The organism is Proteus myxofaciens ATCC 19692 (genome assembly GCF_001654855.1).
In the GTDB taxonomy this organism is placed as follows: Bacteria; Pseudomonadota; Gammaproteobacteria; order Enterobacterales; family Enterobacteriaceae; genus Proteus; species Proteus myxofaciens.
The window spans coordinates 15,021-32,767 of the sequence record NZ_LXEN01000155.1 but is presented as its reverse complement, the minus strand read 5'-3'; the positions used below and the strand labels follow the sequence as shown (position 1 = coordinate 32,767).

The 17,747-nt window shown below is 36.3% G+C and carries 15 protein-coding genes; 2 read left to right on the top strand and 13 right to left on the bottom strand.

The window, feature by feature from the left end; all coding sequences use genetic code 11:
• Window positions 1–116 precede the first annotated feature (116 nt).
• Together gadC and gad are read right to left on the bottom strand one after the other, a co-directional pair.
• The gene (gadC, locus tag M983_RS15750; protein ID WP_066753162.1) at window positions 117–1,664 is read right to left on the bottom strand and encodes a glutamate/gamma-aminobutyrate antiporter; all 1,548 of its coding nucleotides are present in this window, start codon (window positions 1,662–1,664) and stop codon (window positions 117–119) included.
• A gap of 102 nt (window positions 1,665–1,766) precedes the next feature.
• On the bottom strand, window positions 1,767–3,164 hold the full coding sequence (gene gad / locus M983_RS15745; RefSeq protein WP_066753159.1) for a glutamate decarboxylase: 1,398 nt from the start codon (window positions 3,162–3,164) through the stop codon (window positions 1,767–1,769).
• A gap of 581 nt (window positions 3,165–3,745) precedes the next feature.
• Between gad and M983_RS15740 the strand changes: the two genes are divergently transcribed.
• Together M983_RS15740 and M983_RS15735 are read left to right on the top strand one after the other, a co-directional pair.
• On the top strand, window positions 3,746–4,804 hold the full coding sequence (locus M983_RS15740; protein ID WP_066753156.1) for a linear amide C-N hydrolase: 1,059 nt from the start codon (window positions 3,746–3,748) through the stop codon (window positions 4,802–4,804).
• A gap of 265 nt (window positions 4,805–5,069) precedes the next feature.
• On the top strand, window positions 5,070–5,309 hold the full coding sequence (locus tag M983_RS15735) for an Lpp/OprI family alanine-zipper lipoprotein (RefSeq protein WP_066753153.1): 240 nt from the start codon (window positions 5,070–5,072) through the stop codon (window positions 5,307–5,309).
• A gap of 96 nt (window positions 5,310–5,405) precedes the next feature.
• Here M983_RS15735 and M983_RS15730 read toward each other — a convergent pair whose 3' ends face one another.
• From M983_RS15730 to ydiJ, 11 genes are all read right to left on the bottom strand, one after another.
• A complete protein-coding gene (locus M983_RS15730) occupies window positions 5,406–6,125 on the bottom strand; it encodes a hypothetical protein (protein ID WP_066753150.1) in 720 nt (239 codons plus the stop codon).
• A 165-nt stretch (window positions 6,126–6,290) separates the two neighbouring features.
• On the bottom strand, window positions 6,291–7,205 hold the full coding sequence (locus M983_RS15725) for a L,D-transpeptidase family protein (RefSeq protein ID WP_066753147.1): 915 nt from the start codon (window positions 7,203–7,205) through the stop codon (window positions 6,291–6,293).
• Between the two features lie 116 nt (window positions 7,206–7,321).
• A complete protein-coding gene (gene sufE, locus M983_RS15720) occupies window positions 7,322–7,750 on the bottom strand; it encodes a cysteine desulfuration protein SufE (protein ID WP_066753145.1) in 429 nt (142 codons plus the stop codon).
• 21 nt (window positions 7,751–7,771) lie between these two features.
• Entirely contained in the window at window positions 7,772–9,010 is a 1,239-nt protein-coding gene (gene sufS / locus M983_RS15715) for a cysteine desulfurase SufS (RefSeq protein WP_066753142.1), read from the bottom strand.
• A gap of 10 nt (window positions 9,011–9,020) precedes the next feature.
• The gene (sufD, locus tag M983_RS15710; protein ID WP_066753139.1) at window positions 9,021–10,328 is read right to left on the bottom strand and encodes a Fe-S cluster assembly protein SufD; all 1,308 of its coding nucleotides are present in this window, start codon (window positions 10,326–10,328) and stop codon (window positions 9,021–9,023) included.
• Window positions 10,303–11,049: a Fe-S cluster assembly ATPase SufC gene (gene sufC, locus M983_RS15705; protein ID WP_066753137.1), complete on the bottom strand. Its 747-nt coding sequence runs from the start codon at window positions 11,047–11,049 to the stop codon at window positions 10,303–10,305. The genes sufD and sufC overlap by 26 nt, the downstream gene beginning before the upstream one ends.
• Window positions 11,050–11,095: 46 nt before the next feature.
• Complete coding sequence (gene sufB, locus M983_RS15700; RefSeq protein ID WP_066753134.1) at window positions 11,096–12,601, bottom strand: Fe-S cluster assembly protein SufB; 1,506 nt, start codon at window positions 12,599–12,601, stop codon at window positions 11,096–11,098.
• A 17-nt stretch (window positions 12,602–12,618) separates the two neighbouring features.
• Window positions 12,619–12,987, bottom strand: a complete 369-nt coding sequence (gene sufA, locus M983_RS15695) for a Fe-S cluster assembly scaffold SufA (protein ID WP_066753131.1) — start codon at window positions 12,985–12,987, stop codon at window positions 12,619–12,621.
• Window positions 12,988–13,352: 365 nt separating this feature from the next.
• Window positions 13,353–13,991, bottom strand: coding sequence for a hypothetical protein (locus tag M983_RS15690; protein WP_066753128.1), 639 nt, complete (start codon window positions 13,989–13,991; stop codon window positions 13,353–13,355).
• A 165-nt stretch (window positions 13,992–14,156) separates the two neighbouring features.
• Window positions 14,157–14,570, bottom strand: a complete 414-nt coding sequence (locus M983_RS15685) for a hotdog fold thioesterase (RefSeq protein WP_066753125.1) — start codon at window positions 14,568–14,570, stop codon at window positions 14,157–14,159.
• Window positions 14,567–17,623, bottom strand: a complete 3,057-nt coding sequence (gene ydiJ / locus M983_RS15680) for a D-2-hydroxyglutarate dehydrogenase YdiJ (protein ID WP_066753122.1) — start codon at window positions 17,621–17,623, stop codon at window positions 14,567–14,569. The genes M983_RS15685 and ydiJ overlap by 4 nt, the downstream gene beginning before the upstream one ends.
• Window positions 17,624–17,747 lie beyond the last annotated feature (124 nt).

The following is a 17,747-nucleotide window of genomic DNA, read 5'->3' as shown; positions in this document are numbered from 1 at the left end:
CTATCTTTTATCTTATAAAAGAAAAAGCGCCATTTAAAATTGGCGCTTTTAGATGATAGAAAATCTATATTAATTCTGTCTTTACTATCAGTTACTTTATATTTTCAACCTTGTTTTTACTTATCGTTAGTGTGACTTTTGTCTTCCAACAATAAATAGTGCGTAGAACGAGCGCGAGGATGAATAAAGAAGTGTCCTGCTGGTGCATTGTGTGTTTTGATATGCACGCGAGTAACATTCGTTGTTTTACCTGTTTTACTGTGGCACATGTAAATAATAAAAGGTAAAGCAAAAATCACTAAGAAGCTCACGACAAGTAACGTCACATAGGTTGTCTCGCTACCCGGAGTAGGTAATGAACTTGGTGGAAAGAATGAAACTACAAAAGCAAGTATAGAAAGAATTAATCCAGCTAAAGCAACGGCAATTTTTACACCTTTGCCACCAGGAATTTGGAATTCGCGTTTTTTATCAGATTGCTTACGAACTAGTTGAATATAACCCGTAAACAACATGAAATAGCTACATAGATAGATAACCACAGTTAAGGCTAAGGCAATTAAGAATGACATATTACCGCCACCACCTGTGTTAGTCAGTACGATAATCGCAATCGTCGTAATCACTAATTGGCTGATAACTAAAGTAACTGGTACACCATTTTTATTCACTTTAGCAAATGCTTTCGGCAATATACCTTTTTCAGCAGCCACATACATACCGCGAGAAGGCCCTACTATCCAAGAAGCAATTTCTGCTAATACACCTAGTAACAGCAGTGCAGCAATAATACGAACAGCCCAATCTAACCCACTGCTAAAGTGTGAGACTAAGACATTAAATGTTTGTACTACACCAGCTGATAAGTTGATTTCACTATTAGGAATAACAGCGGCAACGGATAACCCACCGATAGAACTTAAGCAAATAGCGGCTATCATTAATAAGAACATAGCCAGTGGATAATCACGGCCAGGATTTTTCATCTCATTAACGTGCGTAGCTGACGCTTCTACACCCATATAACTCAAAATAAAAGCAACAAAAACAACTAAAGTGCCTATTTGACTGAAATCAGGAATAAACGTTTCTGCGCTCATTTCGATAGCTAAAGGCGCACCACTTGCTAAATAGCTTATTGCTAAGCAAACAAGAATAATTGCAGGTAATAAAATCCCAGCAAAGAAACCTAATTTAGCAATAGAAGCCGTATATTTTGTTCCACCAAATTGCGTAAAGGCTAATACCCACAGAATAATTAAAGCCGCTATCGTTTTAATAACTGGATTAGTATTTAACTCAGGCCAATTAAGAATATAAGATAGTGCACCTAGTACGAAATAGAGCATTGGAATAAAACCAATGGCGATTTGTAAATAACCAAATGAAATGGCTGCAAATCCCCACCTTTCACCTAAAGTATTTGAGACCCAGGCAAATATTCCCCCTTCTTGCCAACCTTCAACTGTCGCCATTTCTGCTGCACATAAGGCAACAGGAATAAACCACAAAAAACCACCCAATAGTAAGAAGAAAACCAAGCTAAAGCCTGACGTTGCAAATGTTGGGTATTCATAAACAGCCATCACCATAGAAGCTGTTATCGCAAAAAAGCCTAACAATGTAAGCTGTTTTGGAACGGGACTTTTCGTTGCTGTAACCATGTGTATACTCCTGGTATTTATCAGCAAAATAATAAATTTTTGATTAGAAATAAATTGAGGTTGAAATTAAAACACAATTTTCAACCTCAGTTAGAACAAGATTTAACTATGGTTAAAACCTGCACCATCTTCTTCAGATAATGGTTTTGTTACTGGATGTTTCTCGAAATAATCCAGTGTGCGCTTAAAGTCTTCAATTAATAATGCAGCAAGGTCTAAACTGACACCATGACGAACTAAAATACGTTGAATAACGAGATCTTCACGGTTTGCTGGCATTGAATATGCAGGAACTTGCCAACCACGACTGCGTAATTTATCCGCGATATCGTATAAAGAGTAATTACTTTTCACGCCATCTTTTAATTTCCAAGCAAGTGCAGGAATACCTTCCTTAGAGTCACCACTGAAAATCATTTCAAATGGCCCTAATTTCTCGATTTCACGCGCGAGGAATTGAGCGGTTGCGTAACACGCATTGTGGATTTTTGCATAACCTTCACGGCCTAAGCGTAAAAAGTTATAGTACTGAGCAATGATTTGTCCACCAGGACGAGAGAAGTTCAATGCAAAAGTAGGCATGTTACCGCCTAAGTAGTTAACATTGAAAATGAGCTCTTCTGGTAAATCTTTCGCTTCACGCCATACAACCCAACCTGCACCTAATGGCGCTAAACCGAATTTATGACCTGATGAGTTGATAGATTTAACGCGAGGTAAACGGAAGTCCCATTCAATATCAGGAGCACAGAACGGCGCTAAGAAACCGCCACTTGCGCCATCAACATGAATTGGGATATCGAGTCCTTTTTCTTTTTGTAGTTTATCAAGAGCGTCATGAACTGCTTTAACGGGTTCATATTGGCAAGTAAATGTCACACCGAGTGTTGGTACAACACCAATGGTGTTTTCATCTACACGTTTGATAACTTCTTCTGGACTCATGATCAAACGATCGCCTTCCAGTGGAATCTCTCTTAATTCTACATCAAAATAACGTGCAAATTTATGCCAGCAAACTTGAACAGGGCCACAAATTAAGTTTGGTTTATCAGTCGATTTACCTTCAGCAAGACGTTTTTTACGCCATTGCCATTTCAGTGCTAAACCACCTAGCATAGCAGCTTCTGAAGAACCTATTGTTGAACAGCCTAGAGTATTTAAAGCATCTGGTGAATGCCATAGATCAGCAAGCATGTGAACACAGCGATTTTCAATTTCTGCTGTTTGAGGATATTCATCTTTATCAATCATATTTTTATCGATAGAGAGATCCATCAAATCACGAATTTCATCATCAACCCAGGTTTGGCAGAATGTCGCTAAATTTTGTCTAGAGTTACCATCTAACATCAACTCATCACGTACAGCATCAAACACATTTCTTGGATTACTTTCCTTTTGCGGAAATTTGGTTTTTGGCAGTGAGCGCGATAAATCAACTGACGCATATACGTCATCAAGTTCACTATATTTGGAATTTAATGATTGTTTACTCATATTTAATACGTCCTTACTGACTATTGTTGTTTATTATTAATAAACTATTTCTTCTATTAAATATAGTTCTAATTACTTAACTTTTAAAATTATTTTTTAATAATGTAACAAACATAAAATGTTACAAAAAAAAATAGACATTATCATGATTTGGACTTATTAGAAAAGATGATTGAGCACAAAAAAATAACTATTACTCTAATATTAAACTTGAAAAACACACAAAAACACAAAATGTCAAAATAACAAATAATTTCAACTAGTTATATATACTTAGATAAGTAACTTTTAAATAACACCAATGAAATCAATGTAATAGAAAGGTTAACAAAATATAAAAAAATAACTTGAGATAAAATGAATAAAACTTCATTATTTTTATGGAAAGTTCAATATATACGCATTTATTTTCAACTGACATACTCAATTAAATGCCTTTTAAGTTCGTTCAACCTATTTATAGGTAGAAAAATATTTAATTAAATTTATAATTTATTTATGAGAAAATAGAGTTTAATCATCTAAAAATAAAGATACTTCCTATTTTAGATTGATTTCAAATAAACCAATAAGGACATGATATGCAAGAAAAACACGAACCAAATAATATTTTTGCCTGTACTACACTTGCCATTACCGACAGACATCATCGCGTTTATCATGGTAGAACTCTTGAATTTTCAATGGGCGAACCGCCTTCAAGTTTTTCTTATTATCCTAAAGAACATACCTTTCAACAAAAAGCACCTGATGGCTCTGCTGGCTTAAAATATGCCGTTAAATATCCTTTTATCGCAATTACGATGCCAAGTGATTTATCAGGCACAAAAGATGTGATACAAGGTGTCAATTCAAAAGGTTTATCATTTAGTTTAAATATGTTGCCTGATTCTGGATTAGACTCTCTGTCTACTGAAGATTATCCTCATTCAGTGCCAATTTCATCTATCGGTGAGTGGGCATTAGCACAATATGCGACAATTGAAGAACTCAAAAAAGTTATTCCTACTATACCGTTTTGGTCGCAAAAATTATTGGTACTTAAAGGTGCACCAAGTCCTTTTCATTATGCCTTTTATGATAAAACGGGTGCATGTATTGTAGTTGAAATTTCAGGCGGGAAATTACATATCTACGATAACCCAACATTCTGTATGACGAATGGCCCAATTTTCCCATGGCATTTAACCAATTTAAATAACTACACCAATCTTTCTAATATTGACGTTTCTTCAAGTACGTTAGGCAATATAAAGATTAAACAACCAGATAGCGGTATTGCACTCGCTTCTTTACCTAGCTCTGATACGTCTGTTGATCGCTTTATTCGCGCTGTTTATTACTCTACTTATTATCATAAAGTATCAGATCCTGATGAACAGCTAATCGAACTTTCCCATATTATGAATCGCTTTGATCGCCCTATCAATGCATCCATCGACCCTCTATTAGGCGACGGTATTTTGCCGGGCATTCACTCAAGTGAATATACTGTTTGGACGACACTTACCGACCTTGATAGAGGTATGTTATTTGTACGTGGATATAATAATCTTAATTATCAAAAATTCACAATTGATCAATTTAAAGATGAGCAAAAACCGGTCTTTATTGAGATCAATGTGTTTGAAAAGCTATAAGAGTCTATATTGTTAAAATAGAAAACAAGAAATAAAATGTTTTTCTATCAGACTTTTACGAATAAAAATCTTTTGTGAATTTGCTCGCATTTTTTGTGCTGATTATTTGCGTATTAGGTGTTATTTTTTCTATTGTTCGAAAGAGAAGTAAGGCAACAGACTTAAATAAATCCAACAATTTGTGATATCTGTGCCATACTTAATAGGCTAATAGCTTCAAAAAATGCTACTTGTTCTTTTAATCATAAAAATAGAGGTTGTCACTATGAAAGCAAAAATCGTATTAGGTGCAGTAATTCTGGCTTCTGGTTTACTAGCAGGTTGTTCTAGCAACAATAATGCACAACTAGATCAAATCTCTTCTGACGTAAACCGTCTGAATACTCAAGTACAACAACTAAGTAGCGATGTTCAATCTGCGCGTTCAGAAGCTAAATCTGCTTACGATGAAGCTACTCGCGCAAACCAGCGTTTAGATAACCAAGTTAAAACTTACAAAAAGTAAGATAGCAACTTAGCCAGTAAGCTAAATAAATTAGCTTTAAGCTAGTATTAATAACAAAGTCCCAGTCTATACAGATTGGGACTTTGGTTTTCAGTATCAATCCATATTATATTTTTTTAAATTTTCTATTAGGATTCGATTTTTTTCTAATATATAGTCAATTTTATTGGTAGCGTTCTGCGTTAATTCTTCAAGCTCTTTCTCATACTTCTGGCTTATTTTTTTTAGAAGAGGCATTACGTTTTCTTTATCTATCTTTTCAAAATCATTTTGCTGATTGGAAACAGACATTTTTTTAATTGTAAAATTTTCAGTAATAATTTCTTCTATTTGCGATTTTAATACAGCATTATTTGTAGATCCTATATTATTACTCATAGACGGTTCTGTTTTTTCGTAAGCCCGATATAATGCTGCCAACATTATATTAACCGACTGATCAGCATGACCATCAATAGGCGATAAAGACTTATCATTTTGATTTAACATTTCTTTTTTAATCAAATTAAATAGTTTATTGATATTTTTAGAAAGTATTTTATGTGTAACTCTAGCGCTGATTTTAGCGTTAGCATTAAGTTTATTTTCGTCTAATATTTCTGCTTCGTTATAGATTTTAGTTGTTGATATCCGTGTAATAAACTCTGCGCATATTTTATGTATATTTTCACGCTTGCGCATTTCACTTCCAACGAAAAAAGTTTTTATACTATTCTTCACTGAGGCTATCATGTTAGCCAATGTGCTATTATTATTTTTAACATTGTTAATATTTTGAATAGGACGACAAGTTGGAATGTCACTTACATTTTTCATAAATACTTTCCACTCTTATTTGTAAAATGTGTTCTATCAATAATAAAAATGAGAACAATGTTTTTATGTCAAAATACGTCTTTTATCTTAATAGGTTTTTTTTATATAAATAAGAAAAAAGGCGCAATAGCGCCTATTTTATAATTAGAGATAAAACTTTAGTAATCAATCAGCAGTTACATCAACCGGAATGCCTGAACGACGAGTAATTTCAGCATCAACTTTATTTTTATCCACCCTACCGCTTTCATACCATTGATTAAATTGCTTTGTAAACGTTAATGGCATTGTTTGTGGATCGTCATTTTCATTACGTGATAATGGCTGATGCACTTCAATAAATTGTCGCCCAGCCACTTCTGTAAATTTAATCGGTCGATTGATCACTTGTACTCGTGTTCCTTTAGGGACAATATTAAATAAAGTCTCAATATCATTAGGACGCAAACGAATACAACCAGAGCTGACTCTTAACCCAATACCAAAATCTGCATTAGTACCGTGAATAAGGTATTCACCACGGCTGTGTGCAAGCCTTAACGCATAGGCTCCCATTGGGTTATCAGGACCTGCTGGCACCACTGCTGGCAATGTAATGCCTTTAGCCGCGTAGTTTTTACGAATATTGGTTGTCGGTGTCCATGTTGGGTCTTTAATTAACTGTGATATTGAAGTCACCATTTCAGGCGTTTCTCGCCCTAACTGACCAATACCAATAGGATATACGCTAACCATACCGCCTTCTTTAGGATAATAATAAAGTCGTAATTCAGCGAGATTAATGACAATACCTTGGTGCACTGTCTCAGGTAAAATCATTTGGAGAGGAATTTCTAGCGTTTTTCCCGCTTCAGGAAGAAGTGGGTCAATATCAGGATTTGCTTCCATCATATTAAGAAGTCCTACCTGATATTCAGCAGCAATAGTTTCCAATGAACGTTTATCATCAGGAACTATATATGAAACATTTTCACCAATAATACGCTCACCATCTATCGGCAATGCATAATCATTTGCGTAAGATAAGTGGCTGCTCATCCCTAACAGCGATACTCCCAATAGGGTTAACCATTTATTCATTGTCGATCCCGTTGTGATAAATAAAGTAAACTGACTATTACAATGATAATACTGTCTTTATTATGATTATCATATAATCAGTCAGTTTAGAACATTAATACGAGATTAGGTAATATTTACGCGCCAGCAAAGGCGGAAATACGTTTAAGAAGCGTGGTTACCATCGCATGCAAACCTTGCGTTCGTGATGGCGTAAGATGACTTTCAAGCGCCAATGATGAGAAGTAGTGCTTAATATCTGTTGTTAATGCTTGCTCTACTGTTTTTCCTTGAAATAAGATAATCACTAATGCGACTAGTCCTTTCACTATCCCTGCGTCACTATCGCCGGCAAGAATAAGCTGTTTATTTTCATTAAGTTCAACCGCTATCCATACTTGGCTTTGGCAACCTTCAATAAAGTTTGATGATGTGTGTTCTTCATCCGTCATTGGCGGTAAACGCTCACCAAGCTCCATCATATAAAGATACCGCTGTTCCCAATCCTGACAACGCGAAAAATTACGTAATAACTTTGCTTCATCTGGCAAATTAGCAACTGCCATGAAATAACCTCTTTATTTTGTTTATCCTAATAACATTTCGATGCGTAATAGCGCATTGACTAAAGCATCGATATCTTCTTTGTTATTATACAATCCAAGTGAAGCTCGACACATAGCAGGAACTTGATAATAATCCATGATAGGCATAGCACAGTGATGCCCTGTGCGAATAGCAACACCATAGTTATCAAGAAATGCACCTACATCATAAGCATGATGCTTACCTAAGTTGAATGCTATCACACCTTGGCGTTCATCGTTACCGTAAAGGGTTAGGGATTTTACTTGGGCTAACTGTTCTTGTGCGTATTGCATTAGGCTATTTTCATATTGAGCAATATGTTCCATGCCTAATTCATTCAAGTAATCTAAAGCAGCACCTAATCCTATCATTCCGATAATATTAGGTGTTCCCGCTTCAAAACGCCATGGTGCATCAGCGTAAGTGATATCCCCATTAATATGGACATGTTTTATCATGGCACCGCCACCTTCCCAAGGTGGTAATTCATCAAGAATCGCTTTTTTACCAAATAACAGGCCAATACCAGTAGGACCATAAAGTTTATGTCCACTGCAAACGAAAAAGTCACAATCTAATTGCGATACATTGATAGATTGATGCATAGCACTTTGTGCACCATCAACCAAAATATGTATTTCACCACCTTTTTGCGCTGAATATTGGCGAACATCACGAATAATATCGGCGATAGGATTAACTGTACCCAGTACATTAGATTGATGTGTGATACTCAATAATTTAGTACGCTCATCAATAAGTTCTGGCAATTTAGTGAAGTCTAAACGACCATCAGCTAATAAAGGAATAACACGAACATTAAAACCATACTGTTTCGCTAACATATACCAAGGAACGATATTGGCATGATGTTCCATTTCAGTAATGATGATATTATCACCATCATTAAGAAAACGTTGACTATAAGTATTTGCGACGAGGTTAATACCTTCCGTTGTTCCTTTTACAAAGATAATTTCTTCTTCGCTTGTCGCACCTAAAAACGTAGCCGCTTTTTTACGAACATTTTCAACTAACGTTGTCGCATTTGCACTTAATGTGTGAATGCCGCGGTGAACCGCGGCATATTGTGTTAAGGCAAAATGTTTTTCATGTTCAATGACGCTGGCGGGTTTTTGAGCACTTGCTGCACTATCAAGATACACCAGTGGTTTTTCTTTCACTTGTTGAGACAAGATAGGAAAGTCTTCCCGTGCTTTTTCAATGAAATGCATCATATTGCCTGTTTTATACCTCAAGTAAGCGCTGATTAATCCTATCTAGAACGTGCTTTCTAATCACACTATTTTCTATTGATTCAGTTAATTCAGCAGCAAAAGCATGAATGATCATCTTACGCGCAGCATTGAGTGGAATACCACGAGAGCGAAGATAAAATAGCTGTTCTTCGTCAATACAACCCACTGTCGCACCATGGCTACATTTTACATCATCAGCATAAATTTCAAGCTGTGGCTTTGTATCGATTTGCGCTTTTTCACCTAATAACAGATTGTTATTGGTCATTTGACCATCTGTTTTTAATGCATTAGGCATTACAGTAATCATACCGTTGAAAACAGCTTTACCTGCATCCATTGCTATACTTTTATGTAATTGGCGACTTTGGCAATTTGCTTCACCATGTTCAAGCCAAGTTCTTGTATCAGCGATTTCTCCTGCTTTTGGCAGAACTACACTGTTCATTGAAAGTTCAGTATTTTCACCTTTCAATGCAGAACTTGTGTGATGACGGCTTAATTTACCACCCAGTAAGAAAGCATAGCTATGTACTCGAGCATCACGGCCAATCATCATGTCATTATGAGCAAAATGTTGGCTTATCTCGTTTTCAAAGCTTAATTTGATGTGCTTAAACGATGCGTTATCACCAATATTTGCAGTTAATCGAGCACCAGTAAAATGACGATTCTGGTTATTATTACTGATGTAATGCTCAATAACCTGCATTTGTGTATTCGCACCGATATCAAGGTGGAAACGGTAGTTTGCGCTATTAACTTCACTACCTTCATTACCTTGTGTGATATTGAGAATATACAGAGGTTTATCCGCAATAGTTCCTTTTTTAAGTGAGATAAGCAGTGGCTGTGGTGCTAGGCTTTCTACTAAATGAAGGAAAATTTCACCATTAATTGCTTCAGGTAATTCACTTTGGTTATCAAGCAATGTCACTTGATAAGGGCCAAAATCTTTTGAGCTTTCAGATGGTGAAAACGTACCATTAACCATGACAATACGATAGCAATCAAATGCTAAGGCTTGTTGCTCAACTAAGTCTTGTACATCAAAAGCAGCGAGCTGTTGATAGTGTTGGCTTAATGTCTCTTCAAGTGGCGTATAATGCCAATCTTCATGACGATAAACAGGAAAACCGACTTTCTCAACTTGTTGCCAATGGTGACGTGCATTGAGATTATTATCACCTTTACGTTGCTGATATAAAGATGAAAACATCTCTAGTGCTTGTTGATTACGTTTTTCTACTTGTTCTTGCTTTTCACGCTTTTCATTGAGGGTCAATAAGCCAGCCATAACCTTGTTCCTCCAATTTTTGCGCTAATGAGAAATCACCTGATTTAATGATTTTCCCCTGATAAAGCACATGCACAAAATCAGGTTTTACATAATCAAGAATACGCTGATAGTGTGTCACAACAATAAAGGCACGTTTGCCATCACGTAGGCTATTCACACCATTTGCGACAATTTTTAAAGCATCGATATCAAGACCTGAGTCTGTTTCATCTAAAATGCATAATTCTGGCTCTAGAGCTGCCATTTGTAGGATATCATTACGTTTTTTCTCACCACCAGAAAAACCAACGTTAACAGAGCGTGTTAACAAATCTTTAGGCATATCTAATAGTGCAATTTTATCTTCAATAAAATCTTCAAAATCAAAGCGATCTAATGGGCCTTGACCTCGGTATTCTCTTACTGAATTAACAGACGATTGTAAAAAGAATTGGTTACTGACTCCGGGTATTTCAACAGGATATTGAAATGCCATAAAGATACCTTCACCCGCTCTTTCTTCTGGTTCTAATTCAAGCAAGTCTTTATCTTTAAATGTGACAGAACCTTCTTCAACTTCATATTCTTCACGCCCTGCTAAAGTAGCAGAAAGTGTACTTTTACCTGATCCATTAGGGCCCATAATGGCATGAACTTCACCGGCTTTTACTTGCAAATCTAATCCCTTTAGGATCTCATTGCCTTCAACACTGACATGTAAATTTTTAATATCTAACATAATAATATATGCCTTCGGTATTTTATACCCAGAATTTGGTTAATACTTAACCGACGCTATGCTCTAAGCTGATTGCTAATAATTTTTGTGCTTCTACAGCAAATTCCAGCGGTAATTCTGAGAATACGTCTTTACAAAATCCATTTACAATCATTGAGATTGCATCATCTTCACTCAATCCACGTTGACGACAATAGAAGAGTTGATCTTCACCAATACGTGACGTTGTCGCTTCATGTTCAAGTTGAGCAGTATTATTCATCACTTCAACATAAGGGAATGTATGCGCGCCACATTCTGTGCCAATTAGCATAGAGTCACATTGTGTGTAATTACGTGCGTTTTTCGCCCCAGGAAGGACTTTCACTAAACCACGATAGCTATTTTGACTTTTACCCGCAGAAATACCTTTAGAGATAATGGTTGATTTGGTATTTTTGCCGATATGGATCATTTTAGTTCCCGTGTCAGCTTGTTGGTTGCCATTTGTTAAAGCAACAGAGAAAAACTCAGCGGTTGAATTATCCCCTTTTAAAATAACACTAGGGTATTTCCACGTAATCGCAGAGCCGGTCTCAGACTGAGTCCAAGACATTTTGGCGTTTTCCCCTTCACAAATCGCACGTTTGGTCACGAAGTTTAAGATGCCACCTTCACTGTCGCCACCGGCAAACCAGTTTTGAACCGTTGAATATTTCACTTCAGCATCTTTATGAATGATGACTTCCACAACGGCCGCATGAAGTTGATAGGTATCACGAACTGGCGCAGAACATCCTTCAATATAGCTTACATAACTACCTTCATCTGCGATTAAAATAGTCCGTTCAAATTGACCCGTTTGTGCCGCATTAATACGGAAATAGGTTGATAATTCCATAGGACAACGAACACCTTTAGGAATATAAACAAAGGTTCCATCCGACGCGACAGCGGCGTTTAATGCTGCAAAGTAGTTATCATGACTAGAAACAACCGTGCCTAAATATTGACGGACTAACTCTGGGTGTTCTTGAATGGCTTCGCTAAATGAACAGAAAATTATCCCATGTTGAGCTAGCTCTTCACGATAAGTTGTAGAAACAGAAACTGAGTCAAAAATTGCATCTACAGCAACAGATTGCCCTTCTCTTACAGGCACACCTAATTGATTAAATGCATCTTCAACTTCTTTTGTTAAATAATCTTGTGCTTCTTGTTGTTTTTCGCTGGATACTGCTTCATTCGTACCACCAGCACAGCTGCCATTTGCACAACATGAACCACAAGACGGTGCTGAGTAATAGCTATAATCTTGATAATCAAGAGATGGATACTCAGCTTTTAGCCAATGAGGCTCTTCCATTTGCAACCAATGGCGAAAAGCATCAAGTCGGAATTCAAGCATCCACTCTGGCTCATTTCTTTTTGCCGATATTGCACGAATGACCGTTTCATTTAACCCTTTTTCTAGGGTATCGGTTGAAATATCAGTATAAAAACCTTCTTTATAGTGATGATCACTCAGCCAGTCCTGAACTTCATCACCAATTTCAACATTGCTCTGAGACATAATCTGACTTCACTATGTTATACCCCGAAGCTCTCACCACATCCGCAGACATTTTGAGCTTTAGGATTATTAAATTTAAACATCTGATTAAGTCCTTCACGAACATAATCAACAACCAAACCATCAATGAACGGCATTGCTTTTAATGATACAAAAAGTTTTGCGCCATTATATTCATAGACAATATCGTCCTCAGCAGGCTCTGTAACAAGTTCAATAACATAGCCATAACCGGTACAACCAGAGGGTTTGATACTTAAGGAAAGTCCCTGACTTTCAGGGTTTTTCTCGACTAAGTGACAAATATGTTTTGCTGCACTATCTGTCAGCGTAACACCCTGCCAAGCAGTATCGTTTAGAGAAAAAGTTTCAACGTTATTTGCCATTGCTGACCTCATATCGAAAGGAGATAGATATCTTTCCTGACACTAATGGTAATGATAACCCCTACCACTTCAACCATGTCTTTTGAATGGATATTCTATAAATGTTTATTTTTTGTTCTATTTTTGCACTAAAATTGTTACAAAACAAGATTAATTTATTGTTAATAAAAGATTTTCACTTTTTTTACTGCAAAAATAAAACTTTTATAAATAATTTTTAATTCGCACAATCCGCACATAAGTTGCACTATAAATACATCTTATATTTATATGATGAAAATGTGGAGTAAAAAGCATAAAAATACTCTATTTATCTTTATGCTTCTAATTACAAGATAAGATATCACTTATTTTATGATAATCTCTTATTGGATTGTGTGCTCTATTTTTTCTTTATCAATACTGATGGTATCAATAAATTTATTAGTACATTCAATAGATTGATTAAATTTTTTCTCGTCTGAACTACTATTCATTGATCTTATAAATTGCAGTTGCCATACTCGTTTTATCTCTGTGTCGGCAATCAAGACGCCTTGATAACTGACATTCTCATTCGCTATTTTACCTTCGAAAAGAATATATCGTCCTGGATAATCTGAAATTGTTAATGGTTTTATTGAAGAGTTTATTTTATTCATACCACCGAGGGCCGCAATATTATCAATAATACCTTTTGCACCTGCATCTATGTCATAAGACATTATGGGGTTCATTTTAAAATAAACCAACCTTACCTCAGATAAATTACAAACAGGCTTTGATTTATATACAATCATTTCTGTTGTAATGTCCTGGACATTATCAGGTAACAATTCAAAATAACTTTCAGTCTCTTCACGATTCATTAGAAATGAAGTGGGATACGCAATATTAAACCCCATCATAGACTGCTTAGGATAATCTTGGGTTTTGTTTGCGTTATCAGATGATGTGTTATTATCACACGAAGTAAGAAGCAAACTACCCAGTAAAATAATTGCTGTTTTAAATTTAAAAGTCATCAATTTGAGTCTTATTCTAGCTTTATTGTAGGAGTAATGATTATCATTAAAAATAAAATGTAAATAAAGCGTAATCTACTCTTTTAGTTTTATTTTAAAAACGAAAACGCACAAAGGTGTTGTTTTACTTTGTGCGTTAAATATTGCGATTAAATCTATTAAAATTTAAGCAATTATTGCTGTCGTTAATCTTGCTATACAAATTTGACGTTCAGCATCATCAAAGATTTCGATATTCCATACTTGATGAGTGCGTCCTAAATGTACTGGTTTACATACACCTCTTACCACGCCTGATTTGGCAGCGCGAATATGATTAGCATTGATCTCTAAACCGACGACTTTTTGTTCACCTTCTGTACATAAATAACCCGCAATAGAACCTAATGATTCTGCTAATACGACGGAAGCACCGCCATGTAGAAGCCCAAAAGGTTGCTTAGTCCGATTATCAACAGGCATGGTTCCTTCGATATAATCATCACCTAAACAGGTTAATTCAATACCAAGATGACCAACCATATTTTCTTTACCTATATGATTAAGCGTTTTAAGGTTAGCTTCTCGTTTCCATATCATGAAATTATCTCCAATAATGCCTGTAAAGGATGTTTAAGTTCTATTTTATCAATCCGTTTTACCTGGCTACGACAAGAATATCCTGTACTTAAGCAATGTGTCGTTGGCAATTTTTTCAGTATATTTCCCCATGATAGCTGGTAAATACCTAAAGAGTTTTCATAATTGTTACTCTCATGCCCATAAGTACCTGCCATACCACAACATCCTGTGCTAATAAAATCGAGTTGTTGCCCATAACGTTTAAAAATAGTTTGCCATTGTTTCATGCTTTGCGGTAATGCGGTCACTTCAGTACAATGTCCCAAAAGGTACCATTTTTCGTTTTTCTTACAGATGCTTATAGGATTATTTTCTAATGTACTTAACCACTCATGAACAAGTTGAACGTTAAAACTGCCTCTACTTTCACCTAAAATTTCGCGATATTCGTCGCGGTAACAAAGGACTAAAGCGGGATCAACACCTACCATCGGGATATTTAATTTAGCAATACGATTAAGCATCGTAGCCGTTTTCTGTGCTGTTTGACTAAATCGTTGTAAAAAACCTTTAATATGTTGTGCTTTTCCATTAGGTGAAAAAGGGAGTAACACGGGCTTAAAACCCACTTTTTCAACAAGTTTGACAAAATCTACAACGACTTTAGCTTCGTAGTAGCTGGTGAAAGGATCTTGAACCACCAGCACATACTGTTTTCTTTGTGTTTCTGGTAACCTTTCTAAATCTTCAAGCGTCATTTCTAACGCATGATGGCCTGCAAGTTGTTGCTTTAATGTAGGTGATGATAATAACGGCAAATCCACCATCCCTATTGTGTGCTTACTTAATGATTGCACAATAGGTTGTTTCATAAAGAAATTAAAAAATCGTGGCGCCTTTGCCATCAAAGGTGTAGTTAGCTCAACGTTTGCCACAATATGATCTTTTAAAGGACGTAAATAACGCTGATGATAAAGCGCTGTAAATTTAGCTCTAAAAGAAGGTACATCAATTTTAATTGGGCATTGGGTTGAACACGCCTTGCATGCTAAACAACCATTCATCGCCTCTTTCACTTCATGTGAAAAATCATACTCACCTCGATTAGCTTTCCACGTATTACGTGTTTTTTCAATCAATCCACGTAGGCTTGGTTTATTATTTGCAAGATGAGACGTAAGCTGTTTTGGCTCTACACCTTGTTCAGCGAGTAAACGTAGCCATTCTCTGACTAACGTCGCCCGACCTTTTGGTGAATGAATACGTTGACCACTTATTTTCATTGAAGGACACATTGGGCTTTTAACATCAAAATTAAAGCATAAACCGTTACCATTACATTCTAATGCGCCACGGAAATCTTGACGTACTGATAAAGGTATTGTTCTATCAAAGGTGCCTCGCTTAATAGCATCAACTTGTTTCATCGGTTCGTTATTATCTAATGGCGAACAAATTTTACCTGGATTAAGCCTATTTCGAGGATCGAACACCGTTTTTATTTGACGGAGTTCATGATAGAGTCTTTCACCAAAAAATTCGGGGCTATATTGCGCTCTAAAGCCCTTTCCATGTTCACCCCATAGTAGACCTCCATATTTTGCTGTTAAGGCAACAATGTCATCAGAAATCGATTTCATAAGGAGTTCTTGCTCTGGTGAGCACATATCAAGCGCAGGTCTTACATGTAATACTCCTGCATCAACATGACCGAACATGCCATAATTAAGTTGGTGACTATCCAGTAATGCCCTAAATTCGGTGATATAGTCAGCAAGATTTTCAGGTGGTACACAGGTATCTTCGACAAAAGGAATAGGTTTTGCTTGCCCTTTTGCATTACCTAGCAAACCTACCGCCTTTTTACGCATTGCATAAATACGGTTAATATCAGCAAGCTCATCACAAATTTGATAACCGATCACACCACCTTGGGTATTTTCCATTAAATTATCTAAGCGTTGGCAAAGTGACTTCACTTGAGACGAGATTAAATCCTCATCGTCACCGGCGAATTCAACAATATTAAGCCCCTGCATATCTTTATTAGGTACATCTTTAATTAATGCATCGACTGAATGCCAAACAATATCTTCACGAGCAAGATTTAAAACTTTTGAATCTACAGTTTCAACAGAGAGCGCATTCGCTTTCACTAAAAATGGCGCATTACGTAATGCTGAATCAAAAGAATCATATTTTACATTGATAAGACAACGTTGCTTAGGAATGGGAGTAATATCAAGCGTAGCTTCTGTAATAAAGGCAAGCGTACCTTCAGAGCCTGTTAAAATTCGTGTCAAATCAAACACCTGCATATCATCACTAAAAACATGACGTAAATCGTAGCCTGTTAAAAAGCGATTTAATTTAGGAAATTTTTCTAGAATTAGGTTTCGCTGTGCTTTACAACGAGATAGCACTGTATTGTAGATTTTACCCGTCGTTGAGGATTGTTTAGCGATATCTTCAGCTAACGCCACATTCATCGCACGCGTTTCAAGTTGTTCTCCGCCTAATAATACGGCATTCACGCCTAGTACATGATCAGAAGTTTTGCCATAAACCATAGAACCCTGACCAGATGCATCTGTATTTATCATTCCACCTAATGTAGCGCGATTACTGGTGGATAGCTCTGGTGCGAAAAAAAAGCCATAAGGTTTTAAAAAAAGATTTAATTCGTCTTTTATCACACCAGCTTCTACTTTTACCCAACGTTCTTTTGGGTTTATTTCAATAATCCGCTTCATATAACGTGATAAATCAACCACAATGCCGTCGGTTAAAGCCTGCCCATTTGTGCCTGTACCTCCACCTCTTGGCGTTAAAGAAAGTGAGTGAAAACGAGGTTCTTCAACGAGACGTGCTATAATGGTGACATCTGCCGTAGAACGAGGAAATACAACAGCCTGAGGTAATAATTGATAAATACTATTATCCGTTGCCATTGTTAGCCTATCGGAATAGCGACTCGAAATATCACCTGTAAATCCGTTTTCTTTAAGTATTTTTAAAAATTCGGTTGTGAGTTTGCTTATTTGCGGTGCTTGCGATATACGTGGGATCATTTGTTATAACTCTTTTATCTCATTGTCCACATTGCTTAATTTTAAATATATTAATCTGCGCTAATAGGTAAAAAGTCTCGTGATACTTTCAGACCGATGCCTGTTCACCTTATCATACAATTCT

What these genes read in the sequence shown, in the direction of transcription:
- gadC (WP_066753162.1), bottom strand. Translation starts at nt 1,664, where the DNA reads ATGGTTACAGCAACGAAAAGTCCCGTTCCAAAACAGCTTACATTGTTA.
- gad (WP_066753159.1), bottom strand. Translation starts at nt 3,164, where the DNA reads ATGAGTAAACAATCATTAAATTCCAAATATAGTGAACTTGATGACGTA.
- M983_RS15740 (WP_066753156.1), top strand. Translation starts at nt 3,746, where the DNA reads ATGCAAGAAAAACACGAACCAAATAATATTTTTGCCTGTACTACACTT.
- M983_RS15735 (WP_066753153.1), top strand. Translation starts at nt 5,070, where the DNA reads ATGAAAGCAAAAATCGTATTAGGTGCAGTAATTCTGGCTTCTGGTTTA.
- M983_RS15730 (WP_066753150.1), bottom strand. Translation starts at nt 6,125, where the DNA reads ATGAAAAATGTAAGTGACATTCCAACTTGTCGTCCTATTCAAAATATT.
- M983_RS15725 (WP_066753147.1), bottom strand. Translation starts at nt 7,205, where the DNA reads ATGAATAAATGGTTAACCCTATTGGGAGTATCGCTGTTAGGGATGAGC.
- sufE (WP_066753145.1), bottom strand. Translation starts at nt 7,750, where the DNA reads ATGGCAGTTGCTAATTTGCCAGATGAAGCAAAGTTATTACGTAATTTT.
- sufS (WP_066753142.1), bottom strand. Translation starts at nt 9,010, where the DNA reads ATGATGCATTTCATTGAAAAAGCACGGGAAGACTTTCCTATCTTGTCT.
- sufD (WP_066753139.1), bottom strand. Translation starts at nt 10,328, where the DNA reads ATGGCTGGCTTATTGACCCTCAATGAAAAGCGTGAAAAGCAAGAACAA.
- sufC (WP_066753137.1), bottom strand. Translation starts at nt 11,049, where the DNA reads ATGTTAGATATTAAAAATTTACATGTCAGTGTTGAAGGCAATGAGATC.
- sufB (WP_066753134.1), bottom strand. Translation starts at nt 12,601, where the DNA reads ATGTCTCAGAGCAATGTTGAAATTGGTGATGAAGTTCAGGACTGGCTG.
- sufA (WP_066753131.1), bottom strand. Translation starts at nt 12,987, where the DNA reads ATGGCAAATAACGTTGAAACTTTTTCTCTAAACGATACTGCTTGGCAG.
- M983_RS15690 (WP_066753128.1), bottom strand. Translation starts at nt 13,991, where the DNA reads ATGACTTTTAAATTTAAAACAGCAATTATTTTACTGGGTAGTTTGCTT.
- M983_RS15685 (WP_066753125.1), bottom strand. Translation starts at nt 14,570, where the DNA reads ATGATATGGAAACGAGAAGCTAACCTTAAAACGCTTAATCATATAGGT.
- ydiJ (WP_066753122.1), bottom strand. Translation starts at nt 17,623, where the DNA reads ATGATCCCACGTATATCGCAAGCACCGCAAATAAGCAAACTCACAACC.